The sequence below is a fragment of the Ruegeria sp. SAZD011 genome (assembly GCF_059612545.1).
The window spans coordinates 1-20341 of record NZ_JBXWQU010000027.1 but is presented as its reverse complement, the minus strand read 5'-3'; the positions used below and the strand labels follow the sequence as shown (position 1 = coordinate 20341).

19 protein-coding genes are annotated in these 20341 nt (G+C 65.4%); 5 read left to right on the top strand and 14 right to left on the bottom strand.

Features of this window, described 5'->3' with window-relative positions; all coding sequences use genetic code 11:
* Window positions 1–93: 93 nt before the first annotated feature.
* On the bottom strand, window positions 94–1257 hold the full coding sequence (locus AC2FLM_RS14635; protein WP_496858891.1) for an alpha-hydroxy acid oxidase: 1164 nt from the start codon (window positions 1255–1257) through the stop codon (window positions 94–96).
* A 108-nt stretch (window positions 1258–1365) separates the two neighbouring features.
* On the opposite strand from AC2FLM_RS14635, the gene AC2FLM_RS14630 reads away from it, so the two are divergent.
* Complete coding sequence (locus AC2FLM_RS14630) at window positions 1366–1809, top strand: MaoC family dehydratase (RefSeq protein WP_234140030.1); 444 nt, start codon at window positions 1366–1368, stop codon at window positions 1807–1809.
* Window positions 1810–1812: 3 nt separating this feature from the next.
* On the opposite strand, the gene trpA is transcribed toward AC2FLM_RS14630, so the two are convergent.
* Together trpA and AC2FLM_RS14620 are read right to left on the bottom strand one after the other, a co-directional pair.
* Window positions 1813–2604: a tryptophan synthase subunit alpha gene (trpA, locus tag AC2FLM_RS14625; protein ID WP_234140029.1), complete on the bottom strand. Its 792-nt coding sequence runs from the start codon at window positions 2602–2604 to the stop codon at window positions 1813–1815.
* A gap of 78 nt (window positions 2605–2682) precedes the next feature.
* Window positions 2683–3171 carry an acyloxyacyl hydrolase gene (locus tag AC2FLM_RS14620; protein ID WP_234140028.1) on the bottom strand — a complete coding sequence of 163 codons (489 nt, stop codon included), beginning with the start codon at window positions 3169–3171 and terminating at the stop codon, window positions 2683–2685.
* 183 nt (window positions 3172–3354) lie between these two features.
* Between AC2FLM_RS14620 and ychF the strand changes: the two genes are divergently transcribed.
* From ychF to AC2FLM_RS14605, 3 genes are all read left to right on the top strand, one after another.
* The gene (gene ychF, locus AC2FLM_RS14615; RefSeq protein ID WP_234140027.1) at window positions 3355–4452 is read left to right on the top strand and encodes a redox-regulated ATPase YchF; all 1098 of its coding nucleotides are present in this window, start codon (window positions 3355–3357) and stop codon (window positions 4450–4452) included.
* Between the two features lie 84 nt (window positions 4453–4536).
* Entirely contained in the window at window positions 4537–5703 is a 1167-nt protein-coding gene (locus AC2FLM_RS14610; protein WP_234167244.1) for an amidohydrolase family protein, read from the top strand.
* Window positions 5704–5747: 44 nt separating this feature from the next.
* The gene (locus AC2FLM_RS14605) at window positions 5748–6860 is read left to right on the top strand and encodes a CaiB/BaiF CoA transferase family protein (RefSeq protein ID WP_496858887.1); all 1113 of its coding nucleotides are present in this window, start codon (window positions 5748–5750) and stop codon (window positions 6858–6860) included.
* Here AC2FLM_RS14605 and AC2FLM_RS14600 read toward each other — a convergent pair.
* The 11 genes from AC2FLM_RS14600 to AC2FLM_RS14550 all read right to left on the bottom strand — a co-directional run bounded on the left by AC2FLM_RS14600 (window position 6855) and on the right by AC2FLM_RS14550 (window position 19112).
* A complete protein-coding gene (locus AC2FLM_RS14600; RefSeq protein WP_496858885.1) occupies window positions 6855–7292 on the bottom strand; it encodes a MarR family winged helix-turn-helix transcriptional regulator in 438 nt (145 codons plus the stop codon). The genes AC2FLM_RS14605 and AC2FLM_RS14600 overlap by 6 nt on opposite strands.
* 62 nt (window positions 7293–7354) lie before the next feature.
* Complete coding sequence (locus AC2FLM_RS14595) at window positions 7355–8056, bottom strand: ABC transporter ATP-binding protein (RefSeq protein WP_234143099.1); 702 nt, start codon at window positions 8054–8056, stop codon at window positions 7355–7357.
* On the bottom strand, window positions 8049–8822 hold the full coding sequence (locus tag AC2FLM_RS14590; protein ID WP_234140024.1) for an ABC transporter ATP-binding protein: 774 nt from the start codon (window positions 8820–8822) through the stop codon (window positions 8049–8051). Before AC2FLM_RS14590 ends, AC2FLM_RS14595 begins: the two co-directional genes overlap by 8 nt.
* Window positions 8819–10663 (bottom strand): ABC transporter permease, encoded by a 1845-nt coding sequence (locus AC2FLM_RS14585; RefSeq protein WP_496858882.1) that lies wholly within the window; start codon window positions 10661–10663, stop codon window positions 8819–8821. The genes AC2FLM_RS14590 and AC2FLM_RS14585 overlap by 4 nt, the downstream gene beginning before the upstream one ends.
* Window positions 10664–10729: 66 nt before the next feature.
* A complete protein-coding gene (locus AC2FLM_RS14580; protein WP_496858880.1) occupies window positions 10730–11944 on the bottom strand; it encodes an ABC transporter substrate-binding protein in 1215 nt (404 codons plus the stop codon).
* A gap of 92 nt (window positions 11945–12036) precedes the next feature.
* A complete protein-coding gene (locus AC2FLM_RS14575; RefSeq protein WP_234140021.1) occupies window positions 12037–12618 on the bottom strand; it encodes an amino acid synthesis family protein in 582 nt (193 codons plus the stop codon).
* Entirely contained in the window at window positions 12615–13196 is a 582-nt protein-coding gene (locus tag AC2FLM_RS14570; protein ID WP_496858878.1) for an amino acid synthesis family protein, read from the bottom strand. Before AC2FLM_RS14570 ends, AC2FLM_RS14575 begins: the two co-directional genes overlap by 4 nt.
* The gene (locus tag AC2FLM_RS14565) at window positions 13189–14058 is read right to left on the bottom strand and encodes a UPF0280 family protein (protein ID WP_496858876.1); all 870 of its coding nucleotides are present in this window, start codon (window positions 14056–14058) and stop codon (window positions 13189–13191) included. Before AC2FLM_RS14565 ends, AC2FLM_RS14570 begins: the two co-directional genes overlap by 8 nt.
* Complete coding sequence (locus AC2FLM_RS14560) at window positions 14055–15548, bottom strand: 6-hydroxynicotinate reductase (RefSeq protein ID WP_496858874.1); 1494 nt, start codon at window positions 15546–15548, stop codon at window positions 14055–14057. The genes AC2FLM_RS14565 and AC2FLM_RS14560 overlap by 4 nt, the downstream gene beginning before the upstream one ends.
* Window positions 15541–18285 (bottom strand): molybdopterin-dependent oxidoreductase, encoded by a 2745-nt coding sequence (locus tag AC2FLM_RS14555; protein ID WP_496858872.1) that lies wholly within the window; start codon window positions 18283–18285, stop codon window positions 15541–15543. The genes AC2FLM_RS14560 and AC2FLM_RS14555 overlap by 8 nt, the downstream gene beginning before the upstream one ends.
* Complete coding sequence (locus AC2FLM_RS14550) at window positions 18285–19112, bottom strand: FAD binding domain-containing protein (RefSeq protein ID WP_496858870.1); 828 nt, start codon at window positions 19110–19112, stop codon at window positions 18285–18287. The genes AC2FLM_RS14555 and AC2FLM_RS14550 overlap by 1 nt, the downstream gene beginning before the upstream one ends.
* A 149-nt stretch (window positions 19113–19261) precedes the next feature.
* On the opposite strand from AC2FLM_RS14550, the gene AC2FLM_RS14545 reads away from it, so the two are divergent.
* Window positions 19262–20143: a LysR family transcriptional regulator gene (locus AC2FLM_RS14545; protein WP_496858868.1), complete on the top strand. Its 882-nt coding sequence runs from the start codon at window positions 19262–19264 to the stop codon at window positions 20141–20143.
* Window positions 20144–20341 lie beyond the last annotated feature (198 nt).

The following is a 20341-nucleotide window of genomic DNA, read 5'->3' as shown; positions in this document are numbered from 1 at the left end:
TCCAAGGCTGTAGCCCCGCGTGAAGCCGCGCTCTTACAGTGGATCGGGGTCAAAGGAAAGGGGGATTCGCCCGTTTTTGCCCCGTTTGCCGGTTCAGGCCCAGCGGCCGCCGAAATCCTCGGGCACAAGCAGGTTGTGGCGGCCCAGATCGGCGACATTCTTCTCGCCGCACAGCGCCATGGTGACGTCAAGCTCGCGGTGGATCACCTCCAGTGCCTTGGTCACCCCAGCTTGCCCCATGGCACCCAGACCATAGACAAAGGCGCGCCCGATCATGGTGCCCTTGGCCCCCAGCGCCAGCGCCTTGAGCACGTCCTGACCCGAACGGATACCGCTGTCCAGATGCACCTCGATGTCGCCGCCCACCGCATCGATGATTTCGGGCAGAACCCGGATCGAACTTAGCGCGCCGTCCAGCTGCCGGCCGCCATGGTTCGAGACCACGATGGCATCGGCGCCCAGTTTGGCGGCCATTTTCGCATCTTCGGCATCCAGGATACCCTTCAGGATCACCTTGCCGTCCCATTGCTCCATCAGTTTGGCGACCTTGCCCCAATCGAGCGTGGGGTCGAACTGCTCGGCGGTCCAGGCGCCCAGATTGGCGTTATCCGATACGCCTTGAACATGGCCCACGATATTGCCGAAATTGCGCCGCTTGGCGCCCAGCATCTCGATCCCCCAGGCCCATTTGGTCATCAGGTTGGCGATGGTTTTGGGGGTCAGTTTCGGCGGGGCGGACAACCCGTTCTTCAGATCCTTGTGCCGCTGACCCAGGATCTGCAGGTCGAGCGTGATCACCAGCGCCGAACACTTGGCGGCCTTGGCCCGCTGGATCAGGCGGCTGGTATAATCGGTGTCGCGCATGGTGTAGAGCTGGAACCAGAAGGGACGGCCCGTGGCCTCGGCCACCTCCTCGATCGAGTTGATCGACATCGTCGACAGCGTAAAGGGCACGCCGAATTCGTTGGCGGCGCGGGCGGCCTTGATCTCGCCATCGGCGTTCTGCATGCCGGTCAGCCCCACGGGTGCCAGCGCCACCGGCATCGCCACGTCCTGCCCGACCATCTGGCTGGCGGTCGAACGGCCGGACATGTCGACGGCAACCCGCTGGCGCAAGCGGATCAGGTCGAAATCCGAGCTGTTCTCGCGAAAGGTCTGTTCTGTCCAGCTGCCGCTTTCGGCATAATCGTAGAACATGCGCGGCACGCGGCGTTCATAGATCCGCTTGAGATCTTCGATATTGGTGATGACGGCCATATCCTGTCCCTCAAAATTGGTTAAATTTGTTTACCAATATTTTTGCCGCTTGGCAACTCGGTCTGGCCGCGACACTGTGCACCGGGCGCTTTAGCAAGGGCAGAGGGCATGACGAAATACTGGGAGGATTTTCCGGTCGGGTTCCGCTACGAGTCCGACCCGTGGGAAATGACGGGTGACGAGATCATGGATTTCGCGCGCAAATGGGACCCGCAACCGTTCCACATCGACCCCGAGGCGGCAAAGGACGGCCCGTTCGGGGGGATCATCGCCAGCGGCTGGCACACGCTCGTCACCGCGTTCGAGCGTTGGTATGCATCGGGCCTCTGGGCCGAGGCCTCGATGGGGTCTCCAGGTATGACCGATGTAAAGTGGATGGTGCCCGTGCGCCCCGGCGACTTGCTGCGGGTGGTGGCAACGGTCACCGAGAGTACCGCGTCGCGTTCGCGCCCCGACCGGGGCCGGATCACGGTGCTGAGCGAGATCTACAATCAGGACGGCCAAAAGGTTGCCGAGTATTCGGGCATCAACATCCTGCGGCGCCGGCCCTGACGCTCAGGCGCTGTGCGCGCCGTCCGCCAGCGATTTGACAAAGGCCAGAACCTCGGCCACCGGTTTGCCCGCGCCGATCTGGCTCACGATGGCCGAACCGACAACGGCGCCATCGGCGACGCTGGCGATGGCGCGCGATTTCTCGGGCGTGTTGATCCCGAAGCCCACGATAATTGGCAGGTCGGTCGCCGCCTTGATCCGGGCCACTTCGGGGCCGACATCGGTCGCCTGCGCCTCGGCCGCGCCGGTGATCCCGGTGATCGAGACGTAGTAGACAAAGCCCGATGTGTTTTGCAGCACGCGCGGCAGACGCTTGTCGTCGGTCGTCGGCGTGGCGAGTCGGATGAAGTTCAAACCGGCCGCCTGTGCGGGCAGGCACAATTCGGCGTCTTCCTCGGGCGGCAGGTCGACCACGATCAGCCCGTCGATACCGGCGGCCTTGGCATCGGCCAGAAACCGGTCGACGCCGCGATTGTAGATCGGGTTGTAATAGCCCATCAGGACGATGGGCGTGCTGTTGTCGGTCTTGCGGAACTCGGTCGCCAGATCCAGTGTCCGCTGAAGCGTCATGCCGCCATCAAGCGCACGCTGGCCAGCCAGCTGGATCGTGGGACCGTCCGCCATGGGGTCGGTAAAGGGAAGACCCAGTTCGATAACATCCACGCCAGCGCCGGGCAGGCCCTTGACCAGCTCCAGCGAGGTGTCGAAATCCGGATCCCCCGCCATCACATATGAGACAAAGGCCTTTTTGCCTTGGGCTTTCAACTCGGCGAATTTGGCGTCGATACGGGTCATCGGGCGTCCTTGCGTTCTGCTATCGGCCTGATGTGCAGAAAACCGTGCCGAAAATCAATCCCACACCCGACGCGCAGCTCAGAAAGAGCGGTGGAACCGCAGCAGAACCGAGTTGACGCCCGGGTTGAACTCGGAAATCGAGGCATTCGATTTATGCGTGATCGCCAGCGACAGCGCATCGCCATTGTCAAAGCGGTAACCGACGCCAAACAGGCTGCGCACTTCGAACCGGCTGCCCAGCGTGTTGCTGTCCTCACCCTCGAAATAGACGCCGGGCAGCACGCTGGCCTCGATGAACCAGTTTCTGTCCAGGGCATATTCTCCGGCAACGCCCGCGCCCAAATGGAAATCGCCATTGGCATGCAGCGTCGCCGCCGCGGCCAACCGGGCGCTGAGGCGACCCCGCTCCCAGAACGGCGTGTGCTGGTATTCCAGTGACAGAACCCCCTGATCTTGGGACTGCTCGTGCTGGAAATCCGCGTATCCGGCTCCAAGGATAAGGGATTGCGCCTGCGTTGTGCCGGCAAGCCCAAAGGCCAGGATCGCGGAGAGAAGGAACTGTTTCATATCGCTGCCATTTCTTGTGACGGTGTTCGGCAGGAGAAATGTGTACCGATCAGTAACCCCACAAGTGGGCTCACGCGGGGCTTGCACAGTCGTGAAGGGATGAAACATGCCGACGCGCGCGCGGCTTGCGCATTTGCGCCGACCCGCCTAGAAGGCCCCGTCAGATGGCATCAGGAGACGGTCATGGGTTTCAAAATGGGTATCGTGGGTCTGCCGAACGTGGGCAAGTCGACCCTGTTCAACGCATTGACCCGCACCGCGGCGGCGCAGGCGGCAAACTTCCCCTTCTGCACCATCGAGCCCAATGTGGGCGAGGTGGGCGTGCCCGATGCCCGGCTGGACAAGCTGGCCGCGATTGCCAAGTCGAAACAGATCATCCCGACCCGCATGACATTTGTGGACATCGCAGGGCTGGTCAAAGGCGCCTCCAAGGGCGAAGGGCTGGGCAACCAGTTCCTGGCCAATATCCGCGAGGTCGACGCCATCGCCCATGTTCTGCGCTGTTTCGAGGACGGCGACGTGACCCATGTCGAGGGCCGCGTCGACCCGGTGGCCGATGCCGAGACCATCGAGACCGAACTGATGCTGGCCGATCTGGAAAGCATCGAGAAGCGCCGGGCCAATCTGGTGCGCAAGCTCAAGGGCAATGACAAGGACGCCCAGCAGCAGGACCGTCTGCTCGCCGCGGCGCAGGCGGCGCTGGAGGACGGCAAGCCCGCCCGCGTGGTCGAGGTCAGCGACGAGGACGCCAAGGCCTGGAAGATGCTGCAACTGTTGACTACCAAGCCGGTGCTTTATGTCTGCAACGTGGGCGAGGCCGAGGCGGCCGAGGGCAATGCCCATTCCGCCCGTGTCGCTGAAATGGCCGCCGCTCAGGGCAACAGCCATGTTATCATCTCGGCCCAGATCGAAGAAGAGATCAGCCAGCTCGAAGATGACGAGGCCGCCATGTTCCTCGAAGAGATGGGGCTGGAAGAGGCCGGGCTCGACCGGCTGATCAAGGCCGGATATGCCCTCTTGCATCTGGAAACCTATTTCACCGTCGGCCCGAAAGAGGCGCGCGCCTGGACCATCCGTCAGGGCACCGCTGCGCCGCAGGCGGCGGGCGTGATCCATGGCGATTTCGAAAAGGGCTTCATCCGCGCCGAAACCATCGCCTATGACGACTATATCGCCTGCAATGGCGAGCAGGGCGCCAAAGAGGCTGGCAAGATGCGGGCCGAGGGCAAAAGCTATGTCGTCAAGGACGGCGACGTGCTGCACTTCCTGTTCAACACCTGACCCGATGGGCCGGACAGCCGGCGCTTGACCGAATCCCCGCCTATGTTAGCGTGCTAACGAGTTTCTCGTTTCGCGGAGGGCGCCATGTCGGGCAAGCTTGTCATCACCAATATCGGCCTGCTGCTGTCGGGCAAGATGGAAGAGCCGATCTATGACGGCGATTGCGTCATTGCCATCGACGGACGGATCTCGGATTGGGGATACGAGGGTGATCTGGATACCGAAGGCGCCGACACGCTGATCGACGCCAATGGCGTCACCCTGGCGCCGGGCCTGATCGACAGCCATGTGCACCCGGTGGTGGGCGACTATACCCCGCGCCAACAGCAGTTGCACTGGATCGACAGCACCCTGCACGGGGGCGTGACCACGCTGATTTCGGCGGGCGAGGTGCATATGCCGGGCCGCCCCAAGGATATCGTCGGCCTCAAGGCGATGGCGATCGCGGCGCAGCGCTGGTACGAGAATTTCCGCCCCTCGGGTGTCAAGGTGATGGCCGGCGCTCCGGTGATCGAGCACGGCATGGTCGAGCAGGATTTCAAGGAACTGGCCGATGCCGGGGTCAAGCTGCTGGGCGAGGTCGGTCTGGGCACGGTCAAGGACGGCAAGACCGCGCGTCAGATGGTCGATTGGGCGCGCAAATACGGCATCCAGTCCACCATCCATACCGGTGGCCCCTCGATCCCCGGATCGGGCCTAATTGACGCAGACATGGTGCTGGAAACCGGGACGGATGTGATCGGCCATATCAACGGCGGCCATTCGGCGTTGCCTGACGACCAGATCATGTGCCTGTGCGAAAGCTGCACCGCCGGGCTGGAGATCGTGCATAACGGCAACGAACGCGCGGCGCTGTTGACGCTGAACACCGCGCGCGAGTTGAAGCAGATGGACCGGATCATTCTGGGCACCGATGGGCCGGCGGGCTCGGGCGTGCAGCCGCTGGGCATCCTGCGCATGGTGGCGATGCTGTCGGCGCTGGGCAATGTCCCGGCCGAGATCGCGTTCTGCTTTGCCAACGGCAACACCGCCCGTCAGCGCGAGCTGGATACCGGGTTGCTGGAGCGGGGCTATGCCGCCGATTTCGTGCTGATGGATCAGGCGCAGCATGCGCCGGGCAAAACCCTTCTGGAATCGGTGCAGCTGGGCAATCTGCCCGGCGTCGGCATGACCGTGATCGACGGGGTGGTGCGCAGCGAGCGCAGCCGCAACACCCCACCCGCAACCCGCTTGCCCCGGATCGTCAGCTAGGGCAGAACCTGCCCTGACGTCACTGGCAGGAAAAGGGCAGGCAGATGAGCGCACCGTTGCAAGGGCTGAAAGTGGTCGAACTGGCCCGCATTCTGGCGGGGCCATGGATAGGCCAGACCCTAGCCGATCTGGGCGCCGAAGTGCTTAAGGTCGAAAGCCCCGAGGGCGACGACACCCGCAAATGGGGCCCCCCCTTCATCGAGCGCGAGGGCGACCGCTCGGCCGCCTATTTCCACGGGGCCAACCGGGGCAAGACCTCGATCGCGCTGGATTTCGGGGATGCGGGCGACCGCGACAAGCTGCTGGACCTGATCCGCGAGGCGGATGTGCTGATCGAGAATTTCAAGGTCGGCGGGCTGAAGAAATTCGGCCTCGATTATGACAGCGTCAAGGAGGTCAATCCGCGCCTTGTCTATTGCTCGGTCACCGGGTTTGGACAGGACGGCCCCTATGCTCATCGGGCGGGCTATGACTTTCTGATCCAGGGCATGAGCGGCATCATGGACCTGACCGGCGACCCGGCGGGCGAGCCGCAAAAGATCGGCGTGGCCTTTGCCGATATCTTTACCGGGCTTTACGGCGTCATCGGCATTCAGGCGGCATTGGCGGAACGGGAGCGGTCCGGGATGGGCCAGCATGTGGATCTCAGCCTGCTTGATTGCATGGCCGGTGTTCTGGCCAATCAGGCGATGAACTTCCTTGCCTCAGGGCAATGCCCGACACGGCTGGGCAATGCCCATCCCAATATCGTGCCGTATCAGGTGTTTCCGGTGGCCGATGGCCATATCATCATCGCATGTGGCAATGACCGGCAATATGGCACGCTCTGCACCATTCTTGGTGTGGCCGAGCTGATCAATGACCCACGCTTTGCCACCAATCCCGACCGGGTCGCGCACCGGGCCGAGATGACCGAGTTGCTGACGGCGGCCTGCCTGAACTGGACCAAGGCGGATCTGCTGGCCGCGCTGGAGCAGGGCGGCGTGCCGGGTGGGCCGATCAACTCGGTGGCCGAGGCGCTGGCCGACCCGCAGATCGCCCATCGCGGCATGCGGATCGAGCCCGAGGGTGTACCCGGCCTGCGCACGCCGATCCGGTTTTCGCGCTCGGAACTGGTGCTGGACAAGGCTTCGCCGAAACGGCCGGTCAGATCATGACAGCTTGGCCAGCAGCCTGAGAAAGCTGCGCTGTTCGGTGGGGGACAGGGGGGCGAGCGTGTCGGCGGTGATGCGCGCGCCCGCGTCCTTCATTCGGGCCACCAGCGCCGCGCCCTGCGGCGAGAGCGAGATCAGCATCCGCCGCTTGTCGCCCGGATCGGGCTCGGCCAGCGTCAGCCCCTTCTGCCGCAGCCGGTCGACCACGCCCTTGATCGTGGCCACATCCATCGCGGCCAGTCGGCCCAGCTGGTTTTGCGAGCATTTGCCATGTTCGGATAGCCGCACCAGCGCGGCGAACTGGGTCGCGGTCAGCCCCTCGATGGTCTGCGACTGAAAGATCGCGGCATGACGCTGGCTGGCCAGCCGCAGCAGATAGCCCACCTGATCGTCCAATCGATAGGGCTCTGCCCCGTGTCGCGCCGTGTCGTCCATCACCCTGTGCACCGGAATTTGCAATGACCCGCCTTACCGCAAGGGCAGGCAGGTCACAACCGTCAGACCGCCAGATACTGGGCCGAAACCTCGGGGCGGGCGTCGAGATCGGCAAAATCCCCCTCGTAGCGCATGGTGCCCTTTTCGATGATATAGGCGCGGTCCGACACCTCGCGCGCGAAATGCAGGTTCTGTTCGGACAGCAACACCGACAGCCCCTCGCGTTTCAGCTCCGAGATGACATTGGCCATCTGCTCGACGATCACCGGGGCGATGCCTTCGCTGGGTTCGTCCAGCAGCACCAGCGAAGGGTTGCCCATCAGGGTGCGGGCGATGCTCAGCATCTGCTGCTCGCCCCCCGACAGTTGCTTGCCCAGGTTCTGGCGGCGCTCGGCGAGGTTGGGAAACAGTTGGAACAGGTGGTCGGTGGTCCATTGCGGCGCGCCCTCTCGGGCGGGGCGGCGGCCCACTTCGAGGTTTTCTTCGACCGTCAACTCGCCAAAGATGCGCCGGTCTTCGGGGACATAACCGATCCCGGCGCGGCAGATCAGATGCGACGCCCGGCCCAGGATGTTCGCACCGTCAAGGCGGATGCTGCCGCCGGTCTGGCGTACCAGTCCCATCACCGATTTCATGGTGGTGGATTTGCCCGCGCCGTTGCGGCCCAACAGCGCCACCACCTCGTTGCGGCCCAGTGTCAGGGACACGCCGTTCAGGATTTGCGCGCGCCCATATCGGGCGGTGAGGCTGTCGATCTCAAGCATTGCCGCGCTCCTTCTCGAACAGGCGGCCACCGCCCAGATAGACCTCTTGTACCAGCGGGTTGGCACGGATCTCGGCGCCGGTGCCCTCGGCGATCAACCGGCCGCGATTGAGCACAAGGATCCGGTGGGCATGGGCAAAGACCACGTCCATGTCATGTTCGGTGAACACGACCGAGACATGCCCGCGCGCCACGATATCCGCCGTCAGCGCCATCAGCGCCACACGCTCGGACGGGGCCATGCCGGCAGTGGGTTCGTCCATCAACAAGAGCGCCGGCTCATGCGCCAGCGCAATCGCCAGTTCCAGCCGCTTCAAGTCGCCATAGGCCAGTTCCGAACAGGGCCGGTCCGCCTGTTCACGCATCGACACCAGATCGAGCAGCGCCATCGCCTCGTCCAGATACATCCGCGTCGCCCGCGAGAACAGGTCATAGACCCGGCGGTGATGCGAGATCAGCGCCATCTGCACATTCTCCCGCACTGTCATCGACAGAAAGGTCGCGGTGATCTGAAAGGTGCGTCCGACCCCCAAGCGCCAGATCCGGCGCGGCGGCGTGCCGATCAGCTCGCGCCCGTTCAGTTTGACCGAACCCGCGCTGGGCGGCAGATAGCCGTTGAGCATGTTGAAACAGGTGGTCTTGCCCGCACCATTGGGGCCGATCAGGGCGAGGAACTCTCCCTGTCGCAACTCAAAGCTGACATCGTCGACCGCCTGTACCCCGCCAAAGGCCTTGGACAGGCCGCGTACCTCAAGAACCGGGGTCATGCCGCATCCCTCCGCACCAGCTGGATCAGCCGCCGGACCCCGCCCGCGATCCCGTCAGGTGCCAGCAGGACCACCGTCAGGATGATGCCGCCGAAGATGAACCGCCAGTAGTCGAGCCGGCTGACCCAATCCTCGATCAGCACCATCGCCATGGCGCCATAGACAGGCCCCGCCAGTGCATGAATGCCGCCCAACAGGACCATGATCAGCCCATCGATACTGTGCCCGATGCTGAGCGCGTCGGGAAAGACCGAGCCCTTGGAGAACACGAACACGACGCCCGCCAACCCCGCCAACGTTCCGGCCAGGGTAAAGCCCATCCATTGATGGAACCTTGTGTCGATGCCAATGGCTTCGGCCCGGATGCGGCTGTCGCGCACCCCGCGCAGGGTATAGCCAAAGGGCGAATGCGCCACCCGTCTGAGCAGCCAGATGCCACCTAGGCACAGGACCAACGCCAGATAGAAATAGACCCGGTCGGATTTCGCCCATTCGGCGGGCCAGACGCCCAGAATGCCGTCGTCACCGCCGGTGACATCCTGCCACTGAAAGGTGACGCCCCACAGGATCTGCGCCGCCGCCATGGTCAGCATGGCGAGGTAGACGCCGGACAGGCGCACGCAGAACCAGCCAAAGAAGAGCGCCGCCAGCGCCGCCGCTACCGGCCCAAGTGCCATGGCGGGCAACATGCCCCAGCCCAGCATCTTGACCGCCATCGCGGCGGCATAGGCGCCGACGCCGAAATAGGCCGCATGCCCGAAACTGACCATGCCGCCGATGCCCATCATGAAATGCAGCGACACCGCAAAGAGTGTCGCCACCATCACATCGACCAGCAAGATGGTGGTGAAATCCGACACCACCGCCGGGCTGAAGGCCAGCATCGCCACCAGCGCCAGCAGCACCATGGTCGATCTCTGATCCAAGAGGCGCAGCGGCTGTTCCGGCTCTTCCGCGCCACCATGTTCGCTGCCGGGGCGGCCGAACAGCCCATAGGGTCGCACGATCAGCACCGCCGCCATCACGACAAAGGGCAGCACGATGGAGACCTGCGGAAAGATCAGGATCGCAAATGCATTGAGGACCGAAATCAGCACGGCGGCAACAAAAGCGCCGGTGACGCTGCCCATACCGCCGATCACCACCACCACAAAGGCCTCGCCGATGATCGACAGGTCCATTTGCAGCGACACCGCCTCGCGCGGGATTTGCAATGCGCCACCCAGCCCGGCCAGGGCCGAGCCCAGCACGAAGGCGGCCGAGAACAGCCAGGCCTGATTGACGCCCAGGGCGCCCACCATCTCGCGGTCTTGCGTGGCCGCGCGCACCAGCACGCCCCAGCGGGTGCGGTGGAATACCAGCCAGATCGCCGCCAGCACGGCGGGGCCGATGGCGATCAGCGCCAGATCGTATTCGGGGATCGGTTCGCCCATCAGGCGCACCGCGCGGTCAAGGCCGGGCGCGCGCGGCCCCAACAGGTCCTCGGCGCCCCAGATCGCCAGCGTCAGGTCCTGCACGATCAAAACGACACCAAACGTGGCGACCAGCTGAAACAGTTCCGGCGCCCGGTAGATGCGGCGCAGGATGGTCAGTTCCACCACCAGCCCGATGCCGCCCACCAGCACCGCCGCCGCCAGCACGCTGAACCAGTAGCCCGGGATACCGCCCTGTAACGTGGTCACCAGCGTATAGGCCAGATAGGCCCCCAGCATGTAGAACGAGCCATGGGCGAAGTTCACGATCCGGGTCACGCCGAAGATGATCGACAGGCCCGACGCGATCAGGAACAGCGAGGACGCGTTCGCCATTCCCGTCAGCAATTGTGCGAGATAAAAGCCCATCAGGCCGGTCTTCCTTTGGTCAGGTCAGGGTCCCGAGGGGCGCGTGGCCCCTCGGGTTTCAGGGGCTTACTCCGCCGGACGCAGCTTGGCTGCCTCTTCCTCGGAGGGCAGATAGGCCGCGCCATCTGCATAGGTCCAGTCCACCATCTTGGGCTGGCCATCGACCAGCGCGGTCTTGCCCACATAGGCGCCCATGGTCGACTGGTGGTCGGCGGCGCGGAACATGAACGGGCCGGTCGGGCTGCTGCTCACTTCCAGACCTTCCATCGCGGCCAGCATCGCCTCGGTGTCGGTCGATCCGGCCTTGGTGATCGCTGCGGCAATCGACAGAACCGAGTTATAGCCCACGATCGAGCCGGTCTTGGGCGCCTCGTCGAACTTGGCCATATAGGCCTCGGCGAATGCCTTGTGCTCGGGCGTGTCGATGTCGGTCGAGGGATAGCCGGTGACGATCCAGCCATTCGGCGTCTCGCCCTGAAGCGGCTCCAGATACTCGGGCTCGCCCGTCAGCAGCGACACCACCGGGCGGTCGTCGAACAGGTACCGCAGTGAGCCTTCGCGCACGAACTTGGCAAGATCACCGCCGAAGGTCACGTTATAGATCGCGTCAGGCTTCGATGCCTCAAGCGCGCGCACGGTGGGGCCTGCGTCGATCTTGAAGACCGGCGGCCACTGTTCCTCGACAAATTCCACATCGGGGCGCAGGCGTGTCAGTTCCGCCTTGAAGGCCGCGACCGCGTCCTGACCATAGGCATAGTTGGGCGCCACCGTGGCCCATTTCACCGCATCCAGCTTGGCCGCCTGTTCGGCCAGCATCGCGGCTTGCATATGGGTAGAGGGGCGCAGGCGATAAGTGTATTTGTTGCCCTTGGACCAGACCAGCGCATCGGACAGTGGTTCCGAGGCCAGGAAGAACACCTGCTTCTGGTTGGCGAAATCCGCGACCGCCAGCCCGATATTGGACAAGAAGGTGCCAAAGATCATCACCGCGCCTTCCTTGGCGATCAGCTCTTCGGCGATGCGGATGGCGGTGGCCGGGTCGCCGGTATCGTCGCGGCTGACCACGACAAGGTCCTTGCCCAGCACGCCGCCAGCGGCGTTGATCTGCTCAACGGCCAGTTCCCAGCCCTTCTTGTAAGGCTCGGTAAAGGCGGGCAGGCGGGTATAGCTGTTCACCTCGCCCAGCACGATGGTATCGGCGGCCCGGGCGATCTGTGGCGTCAGTGCCGCCAGCGGCAATGCGGCCAGAGCGCCCAGAACGGTACGTCTGATCAGTGTCATGTCATTTCCCTCCGGTTGATCTGTTGGTCTCAAACGGGCCGGTTGCCCCGGCCTCTGTCTGGGCGGCCCGCCCGTGGGGCAGGCCGCGAGGCTCATCTCAGGCCGTCCTTGCCTTCGGCCGCGTCATGGGTCAGCCCGCCGACACGCGGCAGCGGGCGGCCGCTGTCGGTAACGGCAACCGCCACCATGATCTCGTTTGCGCGCGGCGCATCGTTCAGCCGCACCTCGATCCCGTCGAAATGGCTGCGGACATAGGCCGCGTCCTTGTGGCCCAGCGGTACGTCCAGCACCTGTCCCGGGCTGCCCATCTTCTTGGACGAGGGCACCAGCGCCGCGCCTTTTTCCACCGCCTTGCGCAGGGGCGCGCCCAGTTTCGGATGCAGGATGGCGGCGGCATGTTCCAACTCGCCATTCTCGCCCACCATCGCGGACTTGCCATAGCTTTCGGCCTGCTCGGGTGCGATCCCCAGCGCCTGCACACAGCGCTCGCCCAACAGCGCGCCAAGCTCGGCGCCGGTGTCCATCAGCTCGGTCAGATCCTCGACATAGCGGCCCGCAAACGGGTTCTCGATCACCGCCACGGCCACCGCCTTGCGGGTGGGCGGGGATATCTCGCGGCCCGCCTCGATCCGGGTTTCCTCAATGAATACAGCGATCTTGCGGATCTTGGTCATCTCAGCCCGTCCTCTCCCTTGATCTGCCAGGCCTCCAGCCCGCCCGCGCGGGAATGCACCCGCGGGCCGGTGCTCATCACCAGCACCAGCGCCATCTCGTCGGCGCGGGGGGCGTCGTTGCTGCCGACCTCCATACTGTCGAAATGGCTGCGCACGTAAGAGGCGTTGATATGGGTGATCGGCACGTCCAGCCGGGCGCCGACACCACCCACCTTTTTCGACGAGGGCACGATGGCATTGGCGGTGCCCAAGAGCTGCCGCATCGCATAGCCCCCCGGCGCATGCCAGAGCGCGCCATGCTCCAGCTCTCCCGCCTCGCCGATCAGGGCGCCCTTGCCATAGCCCTCGATTTGTTCCGGCCCGCCGAGCATGTCCAGAAGCTGCTGCGCCATGCTCAGGCCTAGGGGTTTGAGATCCTCCATGAACCCCTGGATCTCGGGTTCGTACCGTCCGGCAAAGGGGTTCTTGAGGATGCTCATGACCGAGGCCCGGCGCAGCGGGGTTGCGGCCACCGGGCCGCCCTCGTGCCAGATCTCTTCCAGTGCCGAGACGGTTTTTCTGAGGATCAGGTCAGGCAAGGGCAAGGCTCCTTTCAGGGGCGGTCACGGGGATGGCGCCGGCATGGCGGGCCTGTCCGCGCAAGGACAGATGGGCGGCACGAATGTGTCCGGCGGCGATCAATTCACTTGCCAGTTTCTGCCCGTTTTCAAGGGCATGCAAGACCTCGTTGCGGGCAAGGGCACCGCAATGGGTGACAACGGGGCGGTGGCCCAGATCGCTGTCATCTCTGACTGCGCAGGCAGGAGCGCGGCGGATCGCGGGGTGGCCGGGCAGGTCGGTCGCGTTGGCGATCAGCGTGGCCGCCGCGTCGGCGGCGGCGGCGCTGCGGGCCAGAACCGTGACGCTCTCGGCAATGCCGAGGCTGAGGCTGCGGCCACCCAGACCCGAGGTGGCGATGCCGCCGATCCCGTCGCTGGCGCTGACCGAGATGCGGCCAAGGTCGTGCCCGTAGGGCGTGGCCATGGCGAGGGTGAAACGAGCCTCGCCCCTCAGGTGCAGGGCGATATCGCCGCCGTTGTTCACATAGGCGCGGGTCAGCGGCGCGGCGGCCAGCATCGCGGCCAGCACCTCGTCGGCCACACCACCGGCAACGGCGGCCATGCGGGTGAGGCGCAACGCCATCAGCGGGCGGCAGGCGGCGTCCATGCGCCGGGCCACCGGGCCAAGGGGCAAGGGCACGTCGGGGGTGAGTTCGGTTTTCAGGAGCGGCAGTTCACCGACCAGTTCCTCCAGCACCGTCTGGAACCGCGCGGTCGCGGCGGCAAACGCGGCCTCGCGTGCGCCCGGTCCGCCCTCGGCCCCGATGATCAGGTCGATGGGGCCGTGCTGCAAATGCAGCCGTTTGCCATCGGGCAGCAGGGCGGCGACAGCTCCGGTCATTCGTCCTCCCCCCGCGACCAGCGGTAATTCTCGCGCGCGTTGGGGTCCGGCTGGGTGTCGCGCTTGCCCAGCTTGCGGTCGCGTTCCGAAACCACTTGGGCCACCGGTTTGATTTCGCTGACATGGCCGCCCAACGTGCCGTAATCGCTGACCCGCATGGTAAACTCGATGGGGGCCACCAGCGCGGGCGTGGGCACATAACCGAAGGAATTCGAGGGCATCTCGGTCACGTCAACCATCACGGTGATGCCGCCGCCGGGCCAGACATAGGCCGCCGCCCCGCCGCAGGAGACATGGGTGAGCGAGGATTTCACCGATTTGGTGAGGCGCACCGGGTTTTCGGTGACGCCCGCGCGCAAGGAGCCACCCGCGCCGCCCATGAACAGGACCGAACAGACCGAGGGTTCGCAGTTTTCCGCGATCAACTCCGCCGAGGCGCGCAGTTTCTCGGGGATCGGAACCGGCTGCGGCACCAGATCGGCGTCGAGCTCGAAATAGGCGTATTGTTCCCCGGTGGTGGAGACCATCATCAGCCGCAGGCCGGGCCAGGCCACGTCTGGCTTGAAGGTGTCGAGAATGACCAGCGGGTCTTCGACATCGGTTCCGCCCCATCCGGTGCCGGGATCGGCCACCTGGAAATAGCGGCCCGGCGTCGAGCGGCGGCCCTTGATGCGGATGCCGGTGGGCGGCACGTCCAGCATCTTGCCCGCCTGATGCTCGCTGAGCACGCCGGTGATATGGTCGTCGACCACCACCACGTCATCGGCATGGCCCAGCCATTGTTTCGCGAACATGCCGATGGCGGCGGACCCGCAGCCGACGCGCATCAGCTTTTCCTCGACCCCGTTGATGATGGGGGCGCGGCCTGCCTGCACGATCAGCGTGGTTTCATGGCCCGGCTCGCCGATCACCATCTCGACCGCTTCGCAATTGCACAGGCGCAGGAGCGCGTCACAGGTGACGCGGCCCTCTTTCTTGGAGCCGCCGGTCAGGTGTTCGACACCGCCCAGCGACAGCATCTTGGAGCCATATTCGCTGGTCATCACATGACCGATGGGCTCGCCATCGACCCGCACCACGTCGCGTTCATGGCCGATATGGCGGTCGGTGTCGATCTTCACCTTGACGCCGCAATAGGAGAAGATGCCCTCGGTCACCACGGTGACCATGTCGACGCCCTCGACCTCCTGGCTGACGATGAAGGGGGCGGGCTTGTAATCGGGATAGGTGGTGCCGGCACCCACGGCGGTGACAAAGGCGCGGTTCTGCTGGACGATGTTGCCGTCCCAGTCATCGCCTGTCTGCGCGTCCTTGAGGAAAGGCACGACGCGGGTGCTGCCACTTTCGATCACGGTGAGCGCATCGAGGCGGACCAATTCGCCGCCATGGTTGGCATAGCGGTCGCAGGCGCCGGATTTGCCATCGGCGATATAGCAAAGCACCGGGCAGGCGTCGCAGCGGATTTTCTCGGGGCGGAGGCGTTCAGTCATGTCCGGCTTCCTTCAGCGCGGCGCGCAGGCGGGCGGGGGTGACGGGGGTCTGGCGGATGGCAACGCCGGTGGCGTGGCGGATCGCGTTCAGCAGTGCAGGCGCGGTCGGGATCAGGGCATGTTCGCCCAAGCCCTTGGCGCCATAGGGGCCGTGTTCGTCCGGGTCCTCGATGATCAGGGTCTGGATTGGCGGCACGTCGCCGATGGTGGGGATCAGGTAGTCGTGCAGGTTGTCGGTGCGGCCGGGGATGTATTCTTCCATCAGCGCCATGCCGAGACCCTGGGCGATGCCGCCCTCGACCTGGCCTTCGACCAGGGCGGGGTTGACCGCGTGGCCCACGTCATGGGCGGCGGTGAATTTCAGCGGGCGCAGGGTGCCCAGCCTTGTGTCGATCTCGACCACTGCCAGATGGGCGGCATAGCCGAACTGGGCGTAAGGCACCCCCTGGCCGTTCTTGTCGAGCGGTTTGGTGGGCGGGTCATAGGTCTCGGAGACGCCGAGGACATAGCCGTCGGCGTCCGTGGGCAGGTCGGAGAGGTCGATCACATGGGCGCGGCCATTGTCGGTGACATGGATCCGGCCCTGTTCGAGCGTCAATGTGGCCTCGGGCCCGGCATTGACGCGGCTCAGGATCGCGGCGCGCAGCGCCGCGCCTGCCAGCTTTGCCGCATTGCCGGTGACAAAGGTCTGGCGCGAGGCCGAGGTCTTGCCCGCGTCGGGCGTCAGGTCGGTATCGGCGCCGATCAGTTCGATCCGGTGGGTCGGGATGCCAAGGGCCGTGGCAAAAAGCTGTGTGATGACGGTATTGGCGCCCTGGCCAATATCCATCGCCCCCTGATGCAGCACGAGTGTGCTATCGGCGCGGATGCCGCATTTGATGGTCGAGGGGTTGGGCAGCGAGGTATTGCCGCAGCCATACCAGCCCGCCGCGATACCGACGCCGCGTTTCAGGACCGAGTTTTCGGCGTTGAAGGCCTCGGCCGCCGCGCGCTCGCGCGTCCAGTCGGGTTTCAGCGCTTCCAGGCAGGCGCGGATGCCGACGCCCTGGGTGAACACCTGGCCGCAGACAGTGGGCTGGCCGGTATTCAGCGCGTTTTTCAGGCGGAAGTCGAGCGGGTCCAGCCCCAGTTTCTCGGCCAGTTCGTCGAACAGGGTTTCTTGCGCGATGGCGGCCTGCGGCACGCCAAAGCCGCGAAACGCGCCCGAGGGCGGGCAATGGGTGTGGATACCCTGCGCCTCGGCCCGGTAATCGCGGATGAAATAGGGGCCGGAGCCGTGCACCGGCACCCGGTTGGCCACGGTCGGCCCCCAGCTGGCATAGGCGCCGGTGTTGAACCGGCCTTGCAGGGCGAACCCCTTGAGCCGCCCGTCGGCGCTGGCGCCGATGCGCAGGTGCAAGTCAGAGGGGTGGCGCTTGGTGCTCATCTGCATCGACTGCACCCGGCTATAGGCCAGCCGCACCGGCTGTCCGGTCTTCAGCGCGGCAATCGCCAGATAGGGCTGCACCGACATGTCGAGTTTCGAGCCGAAACCGCCGCCGACACCGGTGGGGATGATGCGGATGCGATCAGGGCCGAGGCCGAGCACCATCTGCAACCCGTCCCGGTCCAGCACCGGGGCCTGAGTGCAGGCGTGCACGACAACCTTGTCGCCGTCGAGATAGGCATAGCCCGCCTCGGGCTCGATATAGGCATGTTCGACAAAGGGGGTGGCATAGCGCCCCTCGACCACCACGTCGCTTGCGACAAGCGCCGCCTCGGCATCGCCACAGGCGACAAAACCGGTGACCATGACATTGCCCGCGCGGTCCGGGTGCAGCAGCGGCGCGCCGGGGGCGGTGGCGTCCGCGACGTCTTCCACCGCGTCGAGGCGGGTCCATGTCACCGGGAAGAGGGAAAGGTCGAGTGTCGCGGCGATCTCGGGCGGGGCAACGATGGCCGCAACCGGTTCGCCGCGAAACCGGGTCTCCGTTTCGGCAAACACCGGCTGATCCTCGAACCCCGGCATCACGCCGAAGCAGTTGCGGCCCGGAACGTCGGCGGCGGTCAGCACCGCCACCACGCCCGCGTGGGCGCTGCGCCAGCTGTCGATATTGCCCAGCGTAAAGCTTGCGTAGGGATAGGGTGCGCCGACCAACAGAATCTCCAGCGTGCCCATGGGGGCGACATCGTCGCCATAGGCCTCGGTCCCCGCCACCTTGCCCGCGCCATCCAGCCGGGGGATGGCCGCGCCGGAATACCCGTCGCCCGGAACGGGGGCGGGCAGCGGGGCGCCCGCCTGCATCACCGCCTGAATGATCTTGCGATAACCGGTGCAGCGGCAGAGCACGCCGCCAAGTGCATCCTGAACCTGCGCCTCGGTCGGTGCCGGTGTCTCGCGCAGGAGCGCGGTGGCGGCCACCATCATGCCGGGCGTGCAGATGCCGCATTGCGCTGCGCCATGGGCGAGGAAACTGTCGCTGAGCTTCTGCGCCACCGGATCGGTGGCCAGCCCCTTGAGCGTGTCCACCCGGCGGCCCGCCACCTGATGCGCGGGCGTCAGGCAGGCGCAGACGGGGGCGCCGTCGACCAGCACGGTGCAGGCGCCGCAGTCGCCCGCGTCGCAGCCCACCTTGACCTCGCGCGCGCCGCAACGCTCGCGCAGCATCCGCGACAGGCGTTCGCCCGGTTGCGGGGTGGCGCGCGCGGGCGCACCGTTCAGGGTGAAATCTGTTGTTGTGGACAAGGGACGGTCCATCACTGTCCTCCTGCGGCGCGGATCGCGCGGGCGATCTGTTCGGCCACCGCGTCCAGCCGGTACCCGGCGCTGCCGCGCACGTCGTCGATGGGCGAGAGCGGGGTGAGATGCGCGGGGGTGACGGCCACCTGATCGGGTCGCTGGCCGATCAGGTCGCATTCCAGCGCGCTCAGCCGCTGCGCCACCGGCGAACAGGCGCCCACCGCGACGCAGGCATGGTCGATCCGCCCCTGCGCGTCGCATCCGATCACCACCGCCACCATGGCGATGGAAATCACCAGATAGCGTCGCGCTCCCAGCTTGTCGAAGGCGCCGCGCGCATGGGCGGGCGGATCGGGCAGCAGAAGGGCACTGACCAACTCGCCCGGTTGCAGGGCGGTGCGGCGGACACCGGTCAGAAACTCTGCCAGCGGCAGCACCCGCTGGCCGGTGGTCGAGGTCAGCTCGACCCGCGCCTCAAGCGTCAGCAGCGGCGGCACCCCATCGGCGGCGGGCGAGGCATTGCACAGGTTGCCCGCAACCGTGCCCGCATTCTGGATCTGGATGCTGCCCACCTCGCGCGCAGCGGCGCGCAAGCCGTCAAAGGCGGGCGGCAGGTCGGCCCGGGCGATCTGGGTCCATGTGGTGGTGGCGCCAATGCGCCAACCCTCAGCCGCCCGGCTGATACCCTGAAGAGCCGCGATCCGCGTCAGGTCAAGGATATCCCCGCCGAACGGTGCCGCCCCTTGCGCCGGATAGACATCGGTGCCGCCGGCGACAACGCGCATGTCCCTCTCGGCAACTCGGTCGAGCGCCTCCTTCAGTGAGGCAGGGGCGTGATAGGCCATGAGCGTCGTCTCGTCCGTCCGGTGAATTTCATTTGTACGCTAACGGTATTTCCCGGTTTCGATTCGTGTCAACCGCTTGTTGGAAACCGGGCTGTTGTTGCGGGCCGTCTGGTCTATTGTGGCGCACGGAGCGGACCGGGAACAGAGATTTGATCGAACTGCGCGACCTGCAATTGCTCAGCGCCCTGGCGCGGCATCGACACTTTGCCAAGGCGGCCGAGGATTGCGGAATCTCGCAACCGGCCTTTTCGATGCGCATCCGCAATCTCGAAGAGCGGCTGGGTGTCACCATCGTGCGCCGTGCCAACCGGTTTCAGGGCCTGACCGAAGAAGGCGAGATGATCGTGCGCCGCGCCCGCCGCATCCTGGGCGATGCCAAGGCGCTGGAACAAGAGGTCGCGGCGGTCCGGGGCGAGATTTCGGGCGCGCTGATCCTGGGGGTGATCCCGACCGCGCTGGCCTTTACCGGGCGGCTGGTGCGGCGGCTGCATCAGGCGCATCCGCGGATCGTGGCGCGGATCGATTCGATGTCCTCGACCGCGATCCAGCAGGGGCTGGACGAAGGCACGATTGACGCGGGCATCACCTATGGCGACAGCATCGGCACCGATCTGCGCCATGTGCAGCCACTCTACGAGGAAACCTATGTGCTGCTGGTGCCCGCGCATCTGACCGAGGCGACCGGGCCGGTTCCCTGGGCGCGGGTGGCCGATTTCCCGCTCTGCCTGCTGGAGCCGCAGATGCAGAACCGGCGCATCCTGGACCGGATATTCGCCGAACAGGGTCTGCATCCGCGCATCGTGGCCGAGACCAGCGGCTTTACTGCAGCGATGGTAATGGCGCGCGAGGGGCTGGCGGTCGCCGTTGTGCCGCGCGTTCTGGTTCGGGCGCTGGGCGATCTGCGCGGCACAAAAGTGTTGCCGCTGGTCGAACCCGAAGTGTCCAAACCCATTGCGCTGGCCACGCTGGACCGCGATCCGGAACTGCCGACGGTGACGGCCCTGCGGCAGGTGGTTGCCTCATTGCGGTGATAAGGCGTCGTTATCGTGCGTTCGAAAGATGCGATTTGACGATATCTTATTCTGATGAGAGACGGGCTCTGATCGGAGGGCGACATGGCACCATTGGACAGCAAATCATCAGGCGGCGAACCGGGCGTATGGAAGAGTGGACGTGGTCGTGGGCGTCGATTGCCGAAGGGTCGTGTTTATAGCGACGAGGGTTTGGCG

What these genes read in the sequence shown, in the direction of transcription:
- AC2FLM_RS14635 (WP_496858891.1), bottom strand. Translation starts at nt 1,257, where the DNA reads ATGGCCGTCATCACCAATATCGAAGATCTCAAGCGGATCTATGAACGC.
- AC2FLM_RS14630 (WP_234140030.1), top strand. Translation starts at nt 1,366, where the DNA reads ATGACGAAATACTGGGAGGATTTTCCGGTCGGGTTCCGCTACGAGTCC.
- trpA (WP_234140029.1), bottom strand. Translation starts at nt 2,604, where the DNA reads ATGACCCGTATCGACGCCAAATTCGCCGAGTTGAAAGCCCAAGGCAAA.
- AC2FLM_RS14620 (WP_234140028.1), bottom strand. Translation starts at nt 3,171, where the DNA reads ATGAAACAGTTCCTTCTCTCCGCGATCCTGGCCTTTGGGCTTGCCGGC.
- ychF (WP_234140027.1), top strand. Translation starts at nt 3,355, where the DNA reads ATGGGTTTCAAAATGGGTATCGTGGGTCTGCCGAACGTGGGCAAGTCG.
- AC2FLM_RS14610 (WP_234167244.1), top strand. Translation starts at nt 4,537, where the DNA reads ATGTCGGGCAAGCTTGTCATCACCAATATCGGCCTGCTGCTGTCGGGC.
- AC2FLM_RS14605 (WP_496858887.1), top strand. Translation starts at nt 5,748, where the DNA reads ATGAGCGCACCGTTGCAAGGGCTGAAAGTGGTCGAACTGGCCCGCATT.
- AC2FLM_RS14600 (WP_496858885.1), bottom strand. Translation starts at nt 7,292, where the DNA reads ATGGACGACACGGCGCGACACGGGGCAGAGCCCTATCGATTGGACGAT.
- AC2FLM_RS14595 (WP_234143099.1), bottom strand. Translation starts at nt 8,056, where the DNA reads ATGCTTGAGATCGACAGCCTCACCGCCCGATATGGGCGCGCGCAAATC.
- AC2FLM_RS14590 (WP_234140024.1), bottom strand. Translation starts at nt 8,822, where the DNA reads ATGACCCCGGTTCTTGAGGTACGCGGCCTGTCCAAGGCCTTTGGCGGG.
- AC2FLM_RS14585 (WP_496858882.1), bottom strand. Translation starts at nt 10,663, where the DNA reads ATGGGCTTTTATCTCGCACAATTGCTGACGGGAATGGCGAACGCGTCC.
- AC2FLM_RS14580 (WP_496858880.1), bottom strand. Translation starts at nt 11,944, where the DNA reads ATGACACTGATCAGACGTACCGTTCTGGGCGCTCTGGCCGCATTGCCG.
- AC2FLM_RS14575 (WP_234140021.1), bottom strand. Translation starts at nt 12,618, where the DNA reads ATGACCAAGATCCGCAAGATCGCTGTATTCATTGAGGAAACCCGGATC.
- AC2FLM_RS14565 (WP_496858876.1), bottom strand. Translation starts at nt 14,058, where the DNA reads ATGACCGGAGCTGTCGCCGCCCTGCTGCCCGATGGCAAACGGCTGCAT.
- AC2FLM_RS14560 (WP_496858874.1), bottom strand. Translation starts at nt 15,548, where the DNA reads ATGACTGAACGCCTCCGCCCCGAGAAAATCCGCTGCGACGCCTGCCCG.
- AC2FLM_RS14555 (WP_496858872.1), bottom strand. Translation starts at nt 18,285, where the DNA reads ATGGACCGTCCCTTGTCCACAACAACAGATTTCACCCTGAACGGTGCG.
- AC2FLM_RS14550 (WP_496858870.1), bottom strand. Translation starts at nt 19,112, where the DNA reads ATGGCCTATCACGCCCCTGCCTCACTGAAGGAGGCGCTCGACCGAGTT.